Below are 18,861 nucleotides of genomic sequence, written 5' to 3'. Positions count from 1 at the left end.
GGCTGAGTCCGAGGACTTCGGAAACCAGGACAGGCTCGTCGGGGCCCTGCGGGCGTCGCTGAAGGAGACCGAGCAGCTGCGCGCCCAGAACCGGGAGCTCGTCGCCGCGGCCGGCGAGCCGATCGCGATCGTGGGCATGGCCTGCCGCTACCCGGGCGGGGTGAGCGGGCCGGACGACCTGTGGCGGTTGGTGTCCGACGGCGTCGACGCCGTCTCGGAGTTCCCCACCAACCGCGGCTGGGACGTCGAGCGCCTCCACGACCCGAGCGGTGAGGAGCCGAACACCACCTACAGCCGTCACGGCGGATTCCTGCACGAAGCAGGTGATTTCGACCCGGCGTTCTTCGGGATCAGCCCGAACGAGGCGGCCGCGATGGACCCGCAGCAGCACCTGCTGCTGGAGACCTCGTGGGAGGCGTTCGAGCGCGCCGGAATCGAGCCCGGAACGCTGCGCGGCAGCCGGACCGGCGTGTTCGTCGGCATGATGTACCACGACTACCCGGCCAACTCGAACTCCGGATCGGTGGCCTCCGGCCGGTTGTCCTACGTGTTCGGGCTGGAGGGCCCGGCCGTCACCGTCGACACCGCCTGCTCGTCGTCGCTGGTGTCGCTGCACGCGGCCGTGCGGTCGCTGCGCAGCGGCGAGTCCGATCTCGCCCTGGCCGGTGGTGTCACCGTGATGGCCACTCCGGAGGCGTTCATCGAGTTCAGCAGGCAGCGCGGGCTGTCCCCCGACGGCCGCTGCCGGTCCTTCGCCGACTCCGCCGACGGCACCTCGTGGTCGGAGGGCGTGGGCGTGCTCGTCGTCGAGCGCCTGTCCGACGCCCGCCGCAACGGTCACCAGGTGCTGGCCGTGGTGCGGGGGAGCGCGGTGAACCAGGACGGCGCGTCGAGCGGGCTGACCGCCCCGAACGGTCCCGCGCAGCGCCGCGTCATCCGCCAGGCGCTGGCCAACGCGCACGTCTCGGCCGACCAGGTCGACGCGGTGGAGGGCCACGGCACGGGCACGTCGCTGGGCGACCCGATCGAGGCGCAGGCGCTGCTGGGCACCTACGGCATCGACCGGCCCGCCGACCGGCCGCTGTGGCTCGGCTCGCTCAAGTCGAACATCGGTCACGCGCAGGCGGCTTCGGGCGTCGGCGGCGTCATCAAGATGGTGATGGCGCTGCGTCACGGCGTCCTGCCGAAGACCCTGCACGTCGATCAACCCAGCACCCGGGTCGACTGGTCCACCGGCGCCGTCCAACTCCTCAGCGAGCCCACCCCCTGGCCGGACACCGGAGCCCCGCGCCGCGCGGGCGTGTCGTCCTTCGGCATCAGCGGCACCAACGCCCACGTCATCCTCGAACAGGCCCCGGTCGAGGCCCCGGCGGACACCGAACGCCACCCGCTCCCGGCGACCCCCTGGCCCCTCTCGGCCCGAACCCCCGAAGCCCTCCGCGCCCGCGCCCGAAACCTCCTCGACCGCATCGACGAACACCCCCTGGACATCGGCTTCTCCCTCGCAACCACCCCCACCTTCGAACACCGCGCGGTCGTCCTCGACTCCACCGCAGAAACCCCGGATCACGACCACCCCCGCCCCCAGGATCCGGATCACGCCCGTAATCGGGGTCCGGAAAACGGGAGTAATCCGAAATCGGAGAACGGGAGTATTCCGGAACCCGACATCGGGAGTCGTCCGGTGTTGTTGGCCGGGGTTCGGGCGCTGGCCGGGGGAGAGGACGTTCCTGGGGTGGTGGCCGGGCGGGTCGTTGCCGGTGGGACTGCGTTCGTGTTCTCCGGGCAGGGTGCTCAGTGGGCCGGGATGGGGGCTGAACTCCACGCTGCTCTTCCGGTGTTCGCAGCGGCTTTCGACGAGGTCGTCGACGGGTTGAGCCCGTCGCTGGGGCGGGATGTTCGGGAGGTCGTCTTCGGGGAGGCCGGGGACGAGCTGCTGGACGAGACCGCGTTCGCGCAGGCGGGCCTGTTCGCGTTCGAGGTGGCGCTGTACCGGCTGCTGGAGTCGTGGGGCGTGCGGCCGGATGCGCTGGCCGGGCACTCGATCGGTGAGATCGCCGCAGCCCACGTCGCCGGAGTGCTGTCGCTGGGTGACGCGTGCGCGCTGGTGGCCGCGCGCGGGCGGTTGATGCAGGAGCTGCCGCGCGGCGGCGCGATGGTCGCGGTCGGGGCGGGCGAGCACGACGTGCTGCCGCTGCTGTCCGGTGACGTGGAGATCGCCGCCGTGAACGGCCCCGGCTCGGTGGTGATCTCCGGTACCGAGCGCGATGTCCTCGCGGTCGGCGAGCGGTGCGCCGAGAACGGCTGGCGGACCCGCAGGCTGCGGGTGTCGCACGCCTTCCACTCGCCGCTGGTGGAACCGATGCTGGCGTCCTTCGAAGCCGAGATCTCCGGCCTGACCTTCGGAAACCCGCAGTGCCCGCTGGTGTCGGCCGTGACCGGCGAGCAGATCACCGACGAGATGTCCGGCCCCGCCTACTGGGTCCGTCAGGTGCGCGACACCGTGCGCTTCGCCGACGCGGTCACCGCCCTGCGTCGCCTGGGCGCGTCCCGCTTCGCCGAGGTCGGGCCGGACGCGGTGCTGACCCCGATGGTGCTGGAGACCCTCGACGCCGAGGACGACCTCGGCACCTCCGCCCCGGTGGCGGTCGCGCTCGGACGGCGTCGGCGAAGCGAGCGGACCACCGCGGTCACCGGCCTGGCCGGGCTGTTCGTGTCCGGCGCCGACGTCGACTGGGCCGCGTTCTACCGCGACAGCGGTGCCCGCCGCGTCGACCTGCCCACCTACCCCTTCCAGCACCAGCGCTTCTGGCTCGACCCGCGCGAGCACCTCGCGAACTCCTGGCTCGGCGGTGACGTCGGCAGCCTCGCCGCTCGCGGCCTCGACCCGGCCGGGCATCCGCTGCTGGGTGCCGTCGTCGAGCAGCCCGACTCCGACGGCGTGACCTTCACCGGCACGCTGTCGACCAGCGCGCTGCCGTGGCTGGCCGATCACGTGGTTTTCGGCTCCGCGCTGCTGCCCGGCACCGCGTTCGCCGAGCTGGCCGCGCACGCCGCGCAGCGCGCGGACTGCGACGTCGTCGACGAGCTCACGCTGCGCGCGCCCCTGGTCATCCCGCAGGACGGCGCCGTCGCCATCCAGGTCTCGGTCGCCGGTGCCGACGAGATCGGCAGGCGCCGGATCACCGTGCACGCTCGGCCGAACGGCGACGCGTCGTGGACGCTGCACGCCGAGGGAACCGTGGCGCCCGGCGGTTCGGTGCCCGACGTCGATCTCGCCGAATGGCCGCCGCCGCAGGTGGAACCGATCGACGTCGACGGCGTCTACGACACCCTCGCCGAGGCCGGTTACGCCTACGGCCCGGTGTTCCGGGGCCTGCGCGCGGCCTGGCGGCGCGGCGACGAGCTGTTCGCCGAGGTCGCGCTGCCAGAGGGCGCGGGAGCGGAGGACTACGGGATCCACCCGGCGCTGCTCGATGCGGCGCTGCACGTCTCGCTGCTCGGCCGCGACGACGTGTCGCTGCCGTTCGTGTGGAACGGGGTCTCGCTGCACGCGACCGGTGCCGACGCGGTGCGGGTCCGGATGGTGCCCGACGGCAACGGCACCGCGACCCTGCACCTGGCCGACGTGCTGGGCCGCCCCGTGCTGTCGGTGCGGGCCCTCGTCGGCCGCCCGGTCACCGCCGAGCAGCTCGGCTCGCAGCACCTCACCGACTCGCTGTTCGGCCTGGAGTGGGCCTCCCGGCCGCTCCCGGACATCGAAACCGACTGCGACGTAGTGGAAATCGAGGATCTTCCCGCGCTGCTCGGCTCCGCCGACGTCCCCGAAGCCGTGGCCGTGCTGTGCCCGACCGGTGATGAGCCGCTGAGCGGTGTTCGGTCGGTCACCGAGGCCGTGCTGGCCGCGGTGCAGGCGTGGCTCGCCGACGACCGCTGCGCCGATTCCCGGCTGGTCGTGGTCACCGAGGGCGCGGTCGACGCCGAGGACGTCGACCTCGCCCAAGCCCCGGTGTGGGGCCTGGTCCGCGCGGCCGAAGCCGAGAACCCCGGCCGCTTCCAGCTCCTCGACGTCGACGACCGCGGCCGCATCCCGTCGGCGGTCGCGGCGGGCGAGCCGGAGGCCACCGTCCGCGCCGGAACCCTGCGCGTTCCCCGGCTCACCCGCACCGCACCCGGAACGACCGCCCGCTCGCTCGGTGAGGGCACGGTGCTGGTCACCGGTGGCACCGGCGGGCTCGGCGCCCTGCTGGCCCGCCACCTCGTCACCGCCCACGGGGCGCGTCGCCTGCTGCTGGCCGGCCGCCGCGGCCCGGACGCCCCCGGGGCCGGGGACCTGCGCGCCGAGCTGACCGAACTCGGCGCCTCGGTGTCGGTCGTGGCCTGCGACGTCGCCGACCGCGACGCGCTCGCCTCGGTCCTCGACGGCGTCGACGACCTGGTCGGCGTGGTGCACGCGGCCGGTGTCACCGACAACGGCGTGATCGAGTCCCTCACCCCGCAGCGCCTCGACCACGTCCTGCGGCCGAAGGCCGACGCCGCCTGGCACCTGCACGAGCTCACCCGCGACCGCGACCTCGCGATGTTCGTGCTGATCTCCTCGGCGGGCGGTCTCGTGCTCGCCGCCGGGCAGGCGAACTACGCCGCCGCCAACGTCTTCCTCGACGCCCTGGCCGCGCACCGCCGGGCCCGGGGCCTGCCCGCGCTCGCCCTCGACTACGGGGTGCTCGACATCGGACTCAGCGCGGGCCTGGCGAGCACCGACTGGGACCGCATGCGCGAGCAGGGCTTCCTGCCGCTGTCGGCCGAGGACGGGCTCGCCCTGTTCGACGCCGCGCTGGCCACCGACACCGCCCAGCTCGTCCCGCTGCGCCTGGCCACCGGGACGCTGCGGGACCGCCACGGCGAGATCCCGGCGCTGCTGCGGGGTTTCGCGCGCGGCCCCGCGCGGGCCGCCCGGACCTCGCGGTTCGGCCGCGAGCTCGCCGGACTCGACGACACCGACCGGCGCGCCGCGTTCCTCGACCTGGTGCGCTCCACGGCCGCTTCGGTCCTCGGGCACGCCACGGCCGAGGCGGTGGAACCCGACCGCGCCTTCCAGGAGCTGGGTTTCGACTCGCTGACCGCCGTGGAGTTCCGCAACCGGCTCGCCACCGCGACCGGCCTGCGGCTGCCCGCCACGCTCGTGTTCGACCACCCGACGCCCCTGGCCGTCGTGCGGCACCTGGACGACGACCTGCGCGGGGTGGTCCGCCGTGACGAGATCACGCCGCGCAGCGGGGTCGACGACGACCCGATCGCGGTGGTGTCGATGAGCTGCCGCTACCCGGGCGGCGCCGCCACCCCCGAGGACCTGTGGCGGCTGCTGGTCGACGGCACCGACGCGATGGGCGGGTTCCCCACCGACCGCGGCTGGGATGTCGAGCGCCTCTTCGATCCCGAACCCGGCAAGGTCGGCCGCACCTACGTCTCCACCGGCGGATTCGTCGACGGCGCAACCGGTTTCGACCCCGGCTTCTTCGGGATCTCCCCAGCGGAGGCCACCCAGACCGACCCGCAGCAGCGCCTGATGCTGGAGGTCGCCTGGGAAGCCGTCGAGCGCGCGGGCATCGACCCGCGCGAGCTGAAGGGCAGCTCGACCGGCGTGTTCGCCGGCGTGATGTACCACGACTACGCGCGCGGCACCGACGCCGCGACCAGCAGCGGCGGCAGCCTCGTCTCCGGCCGCGTCGCCTACGCCCTCGGCCTGGAGGGCCCGGCGCTGTCGGTGGACACGGCGTGCTCGTCGTCGTTGGTGGCCTTGCACCTGGCCGTGCAATCGCTGCGCTCCGGCGAGTGCGACCTGGCGCTCGCCGGTGGTGTGACGGTGATGTCGACGCCGGAAGCCTTCACCATCTTCGGACGGCTCCGCGGCCTCGCACCCGACGGCCGGTGCAAGCCGTTCTCCGACTCCGCCGACGGCATGGGGTGGTCCGAAGGCGCGGGACTCGTAGTCCTGGAACGGCTTTCGGACGCCCGCCGCAACGGCCACGAGGTGCTCGCCGTGGTGCGCGGCAGCGCGGTCAACCAGGACGGCGCCTCCAACGGGCTGACCGCGCCGAACGGTCCCGCGCAGCAGCGCGTGATCCGCCAGGCCCTGGCCGCTTCCGGGCTGCGACCGTCCGATGTGGACGCGGTGGAGGCGCACGGGACCGGCACGCCGCTGGGCGACCCGATCGAGGCTCAGGCCCTGCTGGCCACCTACGGCCAGGACCGCGAGCAGCCGCTGCTGCTGGGTGCGCTGAAGTCCAACATCGGCCACTCCCAGGCCGCAGCCGGAGTCGGCGGGATCATCAAGATGATCCTCGCCCTGCGCCACGGGGTCCTGCCCCGGACCCTGCACGCCGACGAGCCGAGCAGTCAGGTCGCCTGGTCCACCGGTGGCGTCCGGCTGCTCACCGAGTCGACGCCGTGGCCGGAGGCCGACCGCCCGCACCGGGCGGGGGTGTCGTCGTTCGGCATCAGCGGCACCAACGCCCACGTCATCCTCGAACAGGCCCCGCAGGCCGACGAACCCGCCGACGAGCCGACGACGCCCGAGGTGGTGCCGTGGGTGCTCTCGGCTCGCTCCGAGCAGGCGCTCCAGGCGCAGGCCGCCCGGCTGCGCGGCGTCGACGCGGCGCCGCTGGACGTCGGGTTCTCGCTGGTCACCACTCGTTCTACGTTCGAGCACCGGGCCGTCGTCCTCGGCGGCGACCGCGACGAGCTGCGCGACGCGCTGGACTCGGTGGCCGCCGACCGGCCCGACTCCCGCGTCGTGCGCGGCGAGGCCGGGCCCGCCGGCAAGGTCGCGTTCGTCTTCCCCGGCCAGGGCTCGCAGTGGGTCGGCATGGGGCGTGCGCTGCTGGGCCGCTCGGCGGCGTTCGACGAGCGGATCGCCGAGTGCGCGGCCGCGCTGGAGCCGTTCGTCGACTGGTCGCTGCTCGACGTGCTCCGCGGCACCCACGGCGCACCGTCGCTGGACCGCGTGGACGTGGTGCAGCCGGTGCTGTGGGCGACGATGGTGTCGCTGGCGCACCTGTGGCGCTCGCTGGGCGTGGAACCCGCTGCGGTGGTGGGGCATTCGCAGGGGGAGATCGCCGCCGCCGCGGTGTCCGGTGCGCTGAGCCTGCCCGATGCGGCCCGCGTGGTCGCGCTGCGCAGCCTCGCCGTGGCCGACTCGCTGTCCGGGCGCGGCGGGATGCTCTCCGTCGCCGCCCCCGAGAGCTCCCTGCGGCTGGAGCCGTGGGGCGACCGTCTCGCGGTGGCCGTGGTCAACGCACCGCAGGCGACCGTCATCGCCGGTGACGACGCGGCGCTGGACGAGTTCGCCGCGCAGTGCGAGTCCGAGGGCATCCGCACCCGCCGGGTCTCCGTCGACTACGCCTCGCACAGCGCGCAGGTGGAGGCCATCCGCGAGCGCGTGCTCGACGAGCTGGCCGACATCCGTCCGCGCTCCGGCGACGTGCCGTTCTACTCCACGGTCACCGGTGAGCTGATCGACACGTCCGGCCTGGATCCCGAGTACTGGTACTCGAACCTGCGGCGGACGGTCCGCTTCGAGGACACCACCCGTGCCCTGCTCGCCGACGGCTTCGGCGTGTTCGTCGAGCCCAGCGCGCACCCGGTGCTCACCCACGCGGTCGAGCAGACCCTCGACGACGCGGGTGCCGAGGGCGTCGTCCTCGGCACGCTGCGCCGCGACCAGGGGGAGTGGTCGCAGGTGCTGGCCGCGGTCGGCGAGGCCCACGTGCGCGGCGTCGCGGTCGACTGGACGCCGCTGTTCCCGGGCGCCCGGCGGGTGTCCCTGCCCACCTACCCCTTCCAGCGGCGGCGCCACTGGGAGGACCCGGTCGAACCGTCCGCGAGCGCCGACCCGGTCGACGCCGCCCTCTGGCAGCTCGTCGACGACGGGAACCTGGCCGCCGCGCTCGACCTCGACCCCGACACGGCCGCCGTCGTGGCACCGGCGCTCGCCTCCTGGCGGGACCGCTCCCGCACCCGTGCCGCCCTCGACACCTGGCGCTACCGGGAGTCCTGGGTTCCCGTCGCGTCCTCGCGAACGTCGCCGGCCGGGACCTGGCTCGTGCTCACCCACCCCGATGACGCGGTGCCGGACCTGGGAACCGACGTCGTGCGGCTGGAGGTGGGCGACCAGACCGACCTGGCCGAGCGCCTGGCAGGGGTGGCCGACGAGCCGACCGGTGTCCTCTCCCTGCTGGGACTGGCGGATGACGCGCTGACCTCGACCGCGGAACTGCTGAAGGCGTTGGGAGAGGCCGGGATCGGTGCTCCGCTGTGGTGCGCGACCCGCGGCGCGGTGTCGATCGGGGACTCCGATCCGGTGCTCCACCCGGAGCAGACGGCGCTGTGGGGACTTGGCCGGGTCGCCGCGCTGGACCTGCCAAGCCGGTGGGGCGGCCTGATCGACCTGCCCGCCGACCTCGACGAACGCGCCGCCGAGCACCTCGCCGCAGCCCTGGGCAGCGGCGAGGACCAGATCGCGGTGCGCCCCTCGGGGGTGTTCGGTCGACGCCTGTCCCGCGCCCCGCGCGGCAGCGCCGGGAGCGAGTGGCGGGCTCGCGGCACCGTCCTGATCACCGGCGGCACCGGTGCCCTCGGCGGGCAGGTGGCGCGCTGGGCGGTCGAGCGCGGCGCCGAGCACGTGCTCCTGCTGAGCCGCCGCGGTCCCGACGCGCCCGGGGCCCCGGCGCTGCGCGAGGAGCTGACCGCGCTGGGCGCCCGGGTCACCGTCGAGCCCTGCGACGTCGCCGACCGCGACGCCCTGGCCGACGTGCTCGCGCGCGTGCCGGATGACTGCCCGCTCACGGCCGTCGTGCACGCCGCCGTCAGCGGCGAGGGCGAAGCCCCCGTCGACCGGCTGACGGCCGAGGCCCTCGACGTCGTGCTGCGCGCGAAGGCGACCGCGGCGCGCCACCTGCACGAGCTCACCGCCGGGATCGAGCTGGACGCGTTCGTGCTGTTCTCCTCGGGTGCGGCGAGCTGGGGCAGCGGCGGCCAGTCCGCCTACGCCGCGGCCAACGCCTACCTCGACGGCCTCGCGCAGCACCGCCGGTTCCTCGGGCTGCCCGCGACGTCGATCGCGTGGGGCGCGTGGGCCGGGGCGGGCATGGCCGGCGACCCCGAGCTGGCCGAGCGCATGCGCAAGGTCGGCGTGCAGCCGATGGACCCGCAGCGCGCGCTGCTGGTGCTGCAGCACGCGATCGAGGACGGCTCGACGACCCTGACCGTCACCGACACCGACTGGCAGCGCTTCGCCCCCGGTTTCACCACCGGGCGGCCGAGCCCGTTGATCACCGGCATCCCGGAGGCCCGGCAGGCCCTCGACGATGCCGCCGACGACAACGCTTCCGACCTGCGACGACGCCTCGCCGGGAAGTCCGAGTCGGAGCAGGATCGGGTGCTGCTCGACCTGGTGCGCGCCGAAGCCGGGCGGGCCCTGGGCTACGAGAACCCCGGTGAGCTGCCGGTCGAGCGCGCCTTCCGCGAGCTCGGCTTCGACTCCGTCACCGCCGTCGACGTCCGCAACCGGCTGCGCACGGCCACCGGCCTGGCGCTGCCGACGACGCTCGTCTTCGACCACCCGACCGCCAAGGCCGTGGCCGCGCACCTGCGGGAACGGCTGCTCGGCGAGACCCGGCCGGTCGCCGTGACGGTCGTCGGCGCGGCCTCGTCGGACGACGAGATCGCGATCGTGGGCATGGGCTGCCGCTACCCGGGCGGGGTGTCCTCGCCCGAGCAGCTGTGGGACGTGGTGGCCGAGGGGCGCGACGTCATCGGCCCGTTCCCGACCGACCGCGGCTGGGACCTGGACCGGCTCGACAGCGCCACCGGCCAGGGCGGGTTCCTGTCCGGCGTGGCCGATTTCGACGCGGGCTTCTTCGGCATCTCGCCGCGCGAGGCGATGGCGATGGACCCGCAGCAGCGGTTGCTGCTGGAGGTCTCGTGGGAGGCGCTGGAACGCGCCGGCATCGACGGCACGTCGCTGCGCGGCAGCCGGACCGGCGTGTTCGCCGGGACCACCGGCCAGGACTACGGCGATCTGCTGACCGAGTCGACCGCGCGCGAGGACTTCCAGCTCTACGCGACGACCGCGTTCTCCGCGAGCGTGCTCTCCGGCCGCCTGTCCTACCTGCTGGGGCTGGAAGGGCCCGCGGTGACGGTGGACACCGCGTGCTCGTCGTCGCTGGTGGCGTTGCACCTGGCCGCGCAGTCGCTGCGCAGCGGTGAGTGCGATCTCGCCCTGGCCGGGGGAGTGCGGGTGATGGCGACGCCGAACGCGTTCGCCGCCTTCACCTGGCAGGGGGGTCTCGCCCCGGACGGTCGCTGCAAGGCGTTCGCCGAGGCCGCCGACGGCACCGGCTGGTCCGAGGGCGCGGGCGTGCTCGCCCTGGAGCGGTTGTCGGACGCGCGTCGCAACGGGCACCGCGTGCTCGCCGTGCTGCGGGGCAGCGCCGTGAACCAGGACGGCGCGTCGAACGGGCTCACCGCCCCGAACGGCCCGTCGCAGCAGCGGGTGATCCGCCAGGCCCTGGCCAACGCCGGACTCGAACCGTCCGATGTGGACGCCGTGGAGGCGCACGGGACGGGGACGACGCTGGGTGATCCGATCGAGGCGCAGGCCGTGCTGGCCACCTACGGCCAGGCTCGGGAGACCCCGGTGCTGCTGGGGTCGATCAAGTCGAACATCGGGCACGCGCAGTCGGCGGGCGGTGTCGCGGGCGTCATCAAGATGGTGTCGGCGATGCAGCACGGCGTCGTGCCGCGCACGCTGCACGTCGACGCCCCGTCGTCCGAAGTGGACTGGACGACCGGCGCGGTGGAACTGCTGGCCTCGCCGCGCGAGTGGCCCGACACCGGCCGAGCACGCCGCGCGGGCGTCTCCTCGTTCGGCGTCAGCGGCACCAACGCCCACGTGATCCTCGAATCCGTTCCCGAACTCCCGCCGTCCGAGGACTCGGACGTGACGCCCGCCGCGGTCCCGTGGCCGGTGTCGGCGCGCTCGGAGGAAGCCCTGGCGGCCCAGGTGGAGCAGCTCACGGCATTCGTCCGGGACAACCCCGACCAGGCTCCAGCGGACATCGGCCGCACCCTGACCGAATCCCGCGCAGCCTTCGAACACCGAGCAGTCCTCCTCGCCACCCCCGACGGCACGGCAGAGTCAGCCCGCAACACCACCCGCCCCCGCTCCCTCGGCGTCCTCTTCGCGGGCCAGGGCTCCCAGCGTCTGGGCATGGGCAGGGATCTGTACGCCCGCTTCCCGGTGTTCGCCGAGGCCCTGGACGAGGTCTTGGCTCACTTGGATCCGATGGTTCGGGAGGTGATGTGGGGCGAGGATGAGGATGCCCTGAACCAGACGGGCATTGCTCAACCGGCTTTGTTTGCTCTGGAGGTGGCGCAGTTCCGCCTCGCGGAGTCGTTCGGGTTGCGTCCGGACTACTTGGCGGGTCACTCGATCGGTGAGGTGGCCGCAGCGCATGTGTCGGGCGTGTTGTCCCTGCAGGACGCCTGCACGCTGATCTCGGCTCGTGCCAGGTTGATGCAGGCCTTGCCCTCGGGCGGGGTGATGGTCGCGGTCCGCGCGAGCGAGTCCGATGTTCTGCCGTTCCTGTCGGGTGGTTCTGCCGGTGTCGAAAACTCCCATATTCAGGGGGATGAAAACAGCGGTTTTCGACGCGACGAAAACAGCGGTTTTCGATCGGGTGACAGTGGCGATTCTCGGCCGGGGGTGGTGTCTCTTGCGGCGGTGAACGGGCCCGAGTCCGTGGTTCTGGCCGGGGACGAGGAGGCCGTGTGGGCGGTGGCTGAGCGGTGGAAGTCTAGGCGCCTGCTGGTCAGTCATGCGTTTCACTCGGCGTTGATGGACCCGGTGCTGGCTGACTTCCGCGAGGCGATCAGCGGACTGTCGTTCCAGGAGCCCAGCATTCCGATCGCGACCGACGGGGACGTGACCTCGCCGGAGTTCTGGGTTGCCCACGTGCGGGAGACCGTGCGGTTCGGCGACTCGGTCGCTCGGCTCGCCGACGCCGACGTCACGGCGTTCCTGGAGGTCGGGCCCGACGGGGTGCTGACCGCGATGGCCGCGGACTCCGCATCGCAGGACGCGGTCCTCGTGCCCGCGCAGCGCAAGGATCGCGACGGCGAGACGGCGCTGCTCGACGCGCTGGCGAAGCTGCACGCCAGCGGCGTCGACGTCGACTGGTCGCCGTGCTTCGCCGGGACCGGCGCCCGCCTGCTCGACCTGCCCACCTACCCCTTCCAGCACGAGCGCTACTGGCCGGAGCGGCTGCAGCGCAACACCGGCGACGACCTGTTCTGGGACCTGGTCGACAACGGCTCCCTGGCCGCCGAGCTCGGCGTCGAGGAGCAGGCCGTGGCCGACCTCGTTACCGCCCTGTCGTCCTGGCGCGAACGCCGCCGCAGCCAGTCCCGCGTGGACGCCTGGTCCTACCAGGAGTCCTGGACCCCGCTGACCCCGTCCACGACCCCGCTGACCGGGAATTGGCTGGTCGCGGTGCCCGCCGAGCTCGCCGACGACCCGTGGACCACCGCGATCGCCGACTCCCTCGGCACCCGTGCCCGGGTGATGCGGATCGACGGGACCGAGACGCGGGGCGAACTCGCCGAGCGCCTCACCGACGAGCCGACCGGCGTCCTCTCGCTGCTCGGCCTCACCGGTACCGCTCTGCTGGTCCAGGCGCTCGGCGACGCCGGAGTCGACGCGAAGATCTGGGCGGTCACCCGCGCCGCCGTCTCGGCCGGCGATGCCGACCTGATCGCCGATCCGACGCGCGCCGGCGTGTGGGGACTGGGCCGGGTCGCCGCGCTGGAACTGCCCGCCCGCTGGGGCGGCCTGATCGACCTGCCCGACGAGCTCGACGCCCGCTCCACCGGCCGGCTCGCCGAAGTCCTGGCTTCCGGTGACGAGGACCAGGTCGCCATCCGCGCGCACGGAGCCTTCGGCCGCAGGCTGCTGGCCGCCCCCCGCGCGCAGGCCGTCCCCGAGGACCCGTCGGGGACCGTGCTCATCACCGGTGGCACCGGGGCGCTGGGCGCCGCCGTCGCCCGCGACCTCGCCCGGCGCGGCGTCGACGAGCTGATCCTGGTGAGCCGACGCGGCCCGCAGGCACCCGGCGCCGCCGAACTGCGCGCCGAGCTCGCCGAGCTGGGCGCGCGGGTGCGGATCGAGTCCTGCGACGTCGCCGACCGCGATGCGCTCACCTCACTGCTCACCGGCGTCGACCTGTCCGGCGTGGTGCACACGGCCGGTGTCGTCGACGACGGCGTGCTGGAGCAGCTCACCCCCGAACGCTTCACCGAGGTGTTCCGCGCCAAGGTCGACTCCGCGCTGCTGCTCGACGAGCTGGCCGGTGACCTGGACTTCTTCGTCCTTTTCTCGTCGGTGGCCGGCGCCGTCGGCAATCCGGGCCAGGCCAACTACGCGGCCGCCAACGCGGTCCTCGACGCCCTGGCCCAGCGCCGCCGCTCTACCGGCCGCCCGGCTACGTCGATCGCGTGGGGCGCCTGGGCGGGCGGTGGCATGGCCGCCCAGGACGAGGTGGCGCAGCGGCTGGCACGCGGCGGTGCCGGGACGCTGGACCCGGACCTGGCGATCACCGCCCTCTGGCAGGCCGTCGCCCGGCCCGCCGCCACGGCGATCGTCGCCGACCTGGTGCACCCGAAGACCCTCGGTGCGCTGCTGGAGATGCGGCCCCTGCCGCTGCTGTCGGAACTGCCCGAAGCCCGCGAGGTCCTGGCCCGCCGCGACACCGCCGAGCCGAGCGGATTCGCCGAGCGGCTGCGCGGCCTCGACGAGGACGGCCGCACCGAGCTCGTGCTCGACCTGGTGCGCAGCCGCGTCAGCGCGGTGCTCGGGCACACCGACCCGGCGGCGATCGGACTCGACAAGGCCTTCCGCGACCTCGGTTTCGACTCGCTGACCGGCGTGGAGCTGCGCAACCAGCTCGCCCGCGCCACCGGCAGGACCCTGTCCGCCGGCCTCGTCTACGACTACCCGACGCCACGCGTCCTGGCCGAGCACCTGCTCGCCGACCTGTTCGGCGACCGCCCCGAGGTCGAGGTGGCGCAGCGCCGGGACCGGGTGGACGAGCCGATCGCGATCGTCGGCATGGCCTGCCGGTTCCCCGGCGGCGTCACCTCGCCCGAGGAGCTGTGGCAGCTGCTGGTCGACGGCCGGGACGCCATCGCCGCGTTCCCCACCGACCGCGGCTGGGACCTCGACGCGCTGCTGGGTCCCGGCGAGATCCCCGGTGTGGGCGGGTTCCTGACCGACCAGGCCGACTTCGACCCGCTGTTCTTCGGCATATCCCCGCGCGAGGCGCTGGCGATGGACCCCCAGCAGCGGATGCTTCTGGAGACGTCGTGGGAAGCCCTGGAGCGCGTCGGCGTCGTGCCGGACTCGTTGCGCGGCAGCCGGACCGGCGTGTTCGTCGGCAACACCATGCAGGACTACGCCAACGTGCTGACCAGCTCTGACCAGGACACCGGTGGGCACGCGCTGACCGGCGTCGCGGGCAGCGTGATCTCCGGCCGGCTGGCCTACAACTTCGGTTTCGAGGGCCCGGCGGTCACCGTCGACACCGCCTGCTCGTCGTCGCTGCTGGCGATGCACCTCGCCGCGCAGTCGCTGCACCAGGACGAGTGCGACATGGCGCTGGCCGGGGGAGCGACCATCATGTCGACCCCGGCGACGATCTCGGAGCTGGAGCGGCAGGGCGCCTCCGCGCCCGACGGGCGCTGCAAGGCGTTCTCGGACGCCGCCGACGGCGCCGGGTGGGCCGAAGGCGTCGGCATCGTCGTGCTGGAGCGCCTCTCCGACGCGCGCCGCCGCGGCCACCAGGTGCTCGCGGTCATGCGGGGGAGCGCGGTCAATCAGGACGGCGCCTCCAACGGGCTGACCGCCCCGAACGGTCCCTCGCAGCAACGCTTGATCCGGCAAGCGCTCTCGTCCGCCGGTCTGTCCACATCGGACGTCGACGCGGTCGAGGCGCACGGCACGGGCACCGCGCTGGGCGACCCGATCGAGGTCCAGGCCCTCGCGGCCACCTACGGCCAGGACCGGGAGCGGCCGCTGCTGCTGGGTTCGATCAAGTCCAACATCGGCCACACCCAGGCCGCCGCGGGCGTGGCGGGCGTGATCAAGATGGTGCAGGCGCTGCGGCACGGCACGCTGCCCCGGACCCTGCACGCCGAGATCCCGTCCTCGCACGTCGACTGGGACTCCTCGGCGGTGCGGGTGCTGAACTCGGAGGTGGCGTGGCCCGAGGTCGGCCGCGCGCGGCGGGCCGCGGTCTCGTCGTTCGGCATCAGCGGCACCAACGCCCACGTCATCCTGGAGCAGGCCGAACCCGAGTCGCCCGCGGGGGAAACAGCCCCGAGCACGGCTCTGGGCGGGGTCGTGCCGTGGGTCGTCTCCGGCCGCTCCGAATCCGCCGCGGACGGACAGCTGGAGCGGGTCGAGACCTTCGCCGCCGAGAACCCCGAGATCAGCCCGGTCGACATCGGGCACTCGCTGCTGACCACCCGGACTCAGTTCGAGAACCGCGCCGTGGCACTGCGTTTCGGCGGCGACGACGTCGGGGTCGTGCGCGGTGAGGTCGGCGAGATCGGCCCCGGCCCGGTCATGGTGTTCCCCGGGCAGGGAACCCAGTGGGCGGGCATGGCGCTGGAACTGCTCGACGCCGCACCGGTCTTCGAGCGGAGTATGCGCTCCTGCGACGAGGCCATCGCGCCGCTGACCGGCTGGTCGCTGCTGGACGTGCTGCGCGAGTCGGTCACCGACGCGGGCGCGGAGGAGCTGCAGCGGATCGAGGTCCTGCAGCCGGTGCTGTTCGCGGTCATGGTGTCGCTGGCGGAGCTCTGGCGCTCCTGCGGTGTCGAACCCGCCGCGGTCGTCGGCCACTCGCAGGGCGAGATCGCCGCCGCCCACGTCGCCGGGGCGCTGAGCCTGGCCGACGCGGCCCGCATCGTCGTCGTGCGCAGCCGGTTGTTCGCCGACGAGCTCGTCGGCACCGGCGGAATCGCCTCCGTCGCCGCCGGTCGCGAGGAGGTCGCCGCCCTGCTGGAGCGGTGGCCGGATCAGCTCTCGCTCGCCGGGATCAACGGCCCCGGCGCGGTCACCGTCGCCGGTGATCACGACGCGCTGCAGGAGTTCGTGGCCGCCTGCGAGGCCCGCGAGCTGCGGGCGCGCATCGTGGCCACCGTCGCCTCCCACTGCGCCCACGTCGAACCGCTGCGCGAGGTGCTGCTCGAATCGCTGGCCGACGTGCGGCCGAGCTCGACCGGCATCCCGTTCTACTCGACCGTCACCGCCTCCCGCGTCGACGGCGCCGAGCTCGACGCCGAGTACTGGTTCCGGAACGCCCGGCAGCCGGTCGACTTCGCCGGTGCCGTCGGTGCGCTGTTCGCCGACGGTTACCGGGTGTTCGTCGAACCCAGCTCGCACCCGGTGCTCACGGTGAACCTGCAGCAGATGGCCGAGGACGCCGAGGTCGACGTCACGGCCGTGGGAACGCTGCGGCGCCGGCAGGGCGGGCCGGTCCGGTTCGCGACCTCGCTGGCCGAGGCGCACGTGCGCGGCGTCGAGGTCGACTGGACACCGCTGTTCGCCGGGACCGGTGCGCACCGCGTCGACCTGCCCACCTACGCCTTCCAGCGGCAGCGGTTCTGGCCCGAAGCGGGAACCGCGACCCGAGCCGACCCTGTGGACTCGGCGTTCTGGGAACTCGTCGAAGGCGGGAACCTGGCCTCGGCGCTGGGACTGGACTCCGAGACCGCGGCGGCCATCACACCCGCCCTGTCGTCCTGGCGCAGCAGGCAGCGCGCCCACTCGCTCACCAACTCCTGGCGCTACCAGGAGAACTGGGTCCCGGTGGCCGGGCTCGCCGGGACGCCGACCGGCGTGTGGCTGGCGGTCGTGCCCGAAACACCGGACGCCTGGGCGGAATCGGCGCTCAGCGCGCTCGGCGACGACGCGGTGCGGGTGGAGGTCTCGCCTGCCGCCGACCGCGACAAGCTCGCCGCGACCCTGGCCGATGCCACCCGGGACGTCGAGATCGCGGGGGTGTTCTCGATGGTCGGCGTGCCCGAGACGGCGCACCCGGTGTTCGGCGCGACCCCGGTCGGGATGCTCTCGACGCTGACGCTGCTGCAGGCGCTCGGCGACCTCGAACTCGAAGCACCGCTGTGGTGCGCCACCCGGCGGGCCGCATCCGTCGACGAGACGCCGTGCAACCCGGCCCAGACCGCGCTGTGGGGGATGGGACGCGTTGCGGGACTGGAGTTCCCGCGCCTGTGGGGCGGCCTCATCGACCTGCCCGACGAGCTCGACCAGCCCGTCCTCGACCGGCTCGCGGCCGTGCTGGCCGGAGCCGGGGACGAGGACCAGCTCGCCATCCGCTCCGCAGGAGTGTTCGGGCGGCGCCTCAACCGCGCCCCGCGCGGGCCGCGCACCGACGAGTGGCAGCCCCGCGGCACCGTCCTGATCACCGGCGGCACCGGTGGTCTCGGCGCCGAGGTCGCCCGCTGGGCCGTCGCGCACGGCGCCGAACGCGTCGTGCTGGCCAGCCGTCGCGGCCCCGACGCCCCCGGTGCCGCCGAGCTGCGGGACGAGCTGGCGGCCTCCGGTGCGGAGGTCGCGGTGCGCGCCTGCGACGTCGCCGACCGCGACGCCCTGGCCGCCCTGCTGGCCGACATCCCCGACGACCGGCCGCTGCGCGCGGTCGTGCACGCCGCGGGCGTGTTCGACAGCGGCGTCGGGCTCGGCTCGCTGTCCGGCGAGGACTTCGACGGGGTGCTGCGGGCCAAGGCCACCTCGGCCTCCCACCTGCACGAGCTCACGGCCGACGTCGAGCTGGACGCGTTCGTGCTGTTCTCCTCAGGTGCGGCGAGCTGGGGCAGCGGCGGCCAGTCCGCCTACGCCGCCGCCAACGCCTACCTCGACGGCCTCGCGCAGCACCGGCGGGCCCTCGGGCTCCCGGCGACGTCGATCGCCTGGGGCGCCTGGGCCGACGCGGGCAAGGCGGCCTCCGACGCCACCGACGCCGAGCGGCTGCGCAAGCGCGGCGTGCTGCAGATGGACCCGGACCTGGCGATCCAGGTGTTGCAGCAGGCCGTGGCCGACGGCATCACGACCCTCACCGTCACCAACACGGACTGGCAGCGGTTCGCCCCCAGCTTCACCGCAGGGCGCCCGAGCCCGCTGCTGACCGGCATCCCCGAGGTGCGGGAAGCCCTGGCCGAGCCGGAGGCCGACGCCGACGGATCGGCGTTCACCCAGCGGCTGGCCGGTCTGCCCGAGGCCGAGCGAGGCCGGGTCGTGCTCGACCTGGTGCGCCGCGAAGCAGCCCAGACCCTCGGCTTCACCGACGCCGACGCGTTCCCGGCGCAGCGGGCCTTCCGCGACGTCGGCTACGACTCGGTGACCGCCGTCGAGCTGCGCAACCGGCTCAAGGCCGCCACCGGCCTCGCGCTGCCCGCGACGCTCGTGTTCGACCACCCCACGCCCGCCGCCCTGGCCGGACACCTGCAGCAGCAGCTCCTGCCCGGCGGCACCGACTCCGACGACCCGGACGCCCACATCCGGGAAGCCCTCGCGGCGATCCCGATCAGCCGGCTGCGCAAGGCCGGACTGCTGGACCTCGTCCTCGGGCTGGCCCACGACGACGGCGACTCCGCCGAACCCTCGTCCGACGAGACCGACTCGATCGACGAGATGGACGGCGAGAGCCTGCTGCGGCTGGTCAACGAGAACACCGCGAACTGAAAGACCCGGCGATCAAAGGAAACCGATGAGCAGCTCTGAGA

The 18,861-nt window shown here is 73.9% G+C and carries 1 pseudogene; it reads left to right on the top strand.

Annotated features, from left to right (window positions below):
- Positions 1-16 precede the first annotated feature (16 nt).
- Positions 17-18,820 (top strand): annotated as a pseudogene (locus REH65_RS08460) (type I polyketide synthase); the annotation flags it as partial.
- Between the last annotated feature and the right edge of the window lie 41 nt (positions 18,821-18,861).

This window comes from Saccharopolyspora sp. ID03-671 (assembly GCF_045278815.1).
Classification (GTDB): Bacteria; Actinomycetota; Actinomycetes; order Mycobacteriales; family Pseudonocardiaceae; genus Saccharopolyspora; species Saccharopolyspora ipomoeae.
Note: the sequence above shows the minus strand (reverse complement) of the source record. Positions and strands in the feature narration are given on the sequence as shown.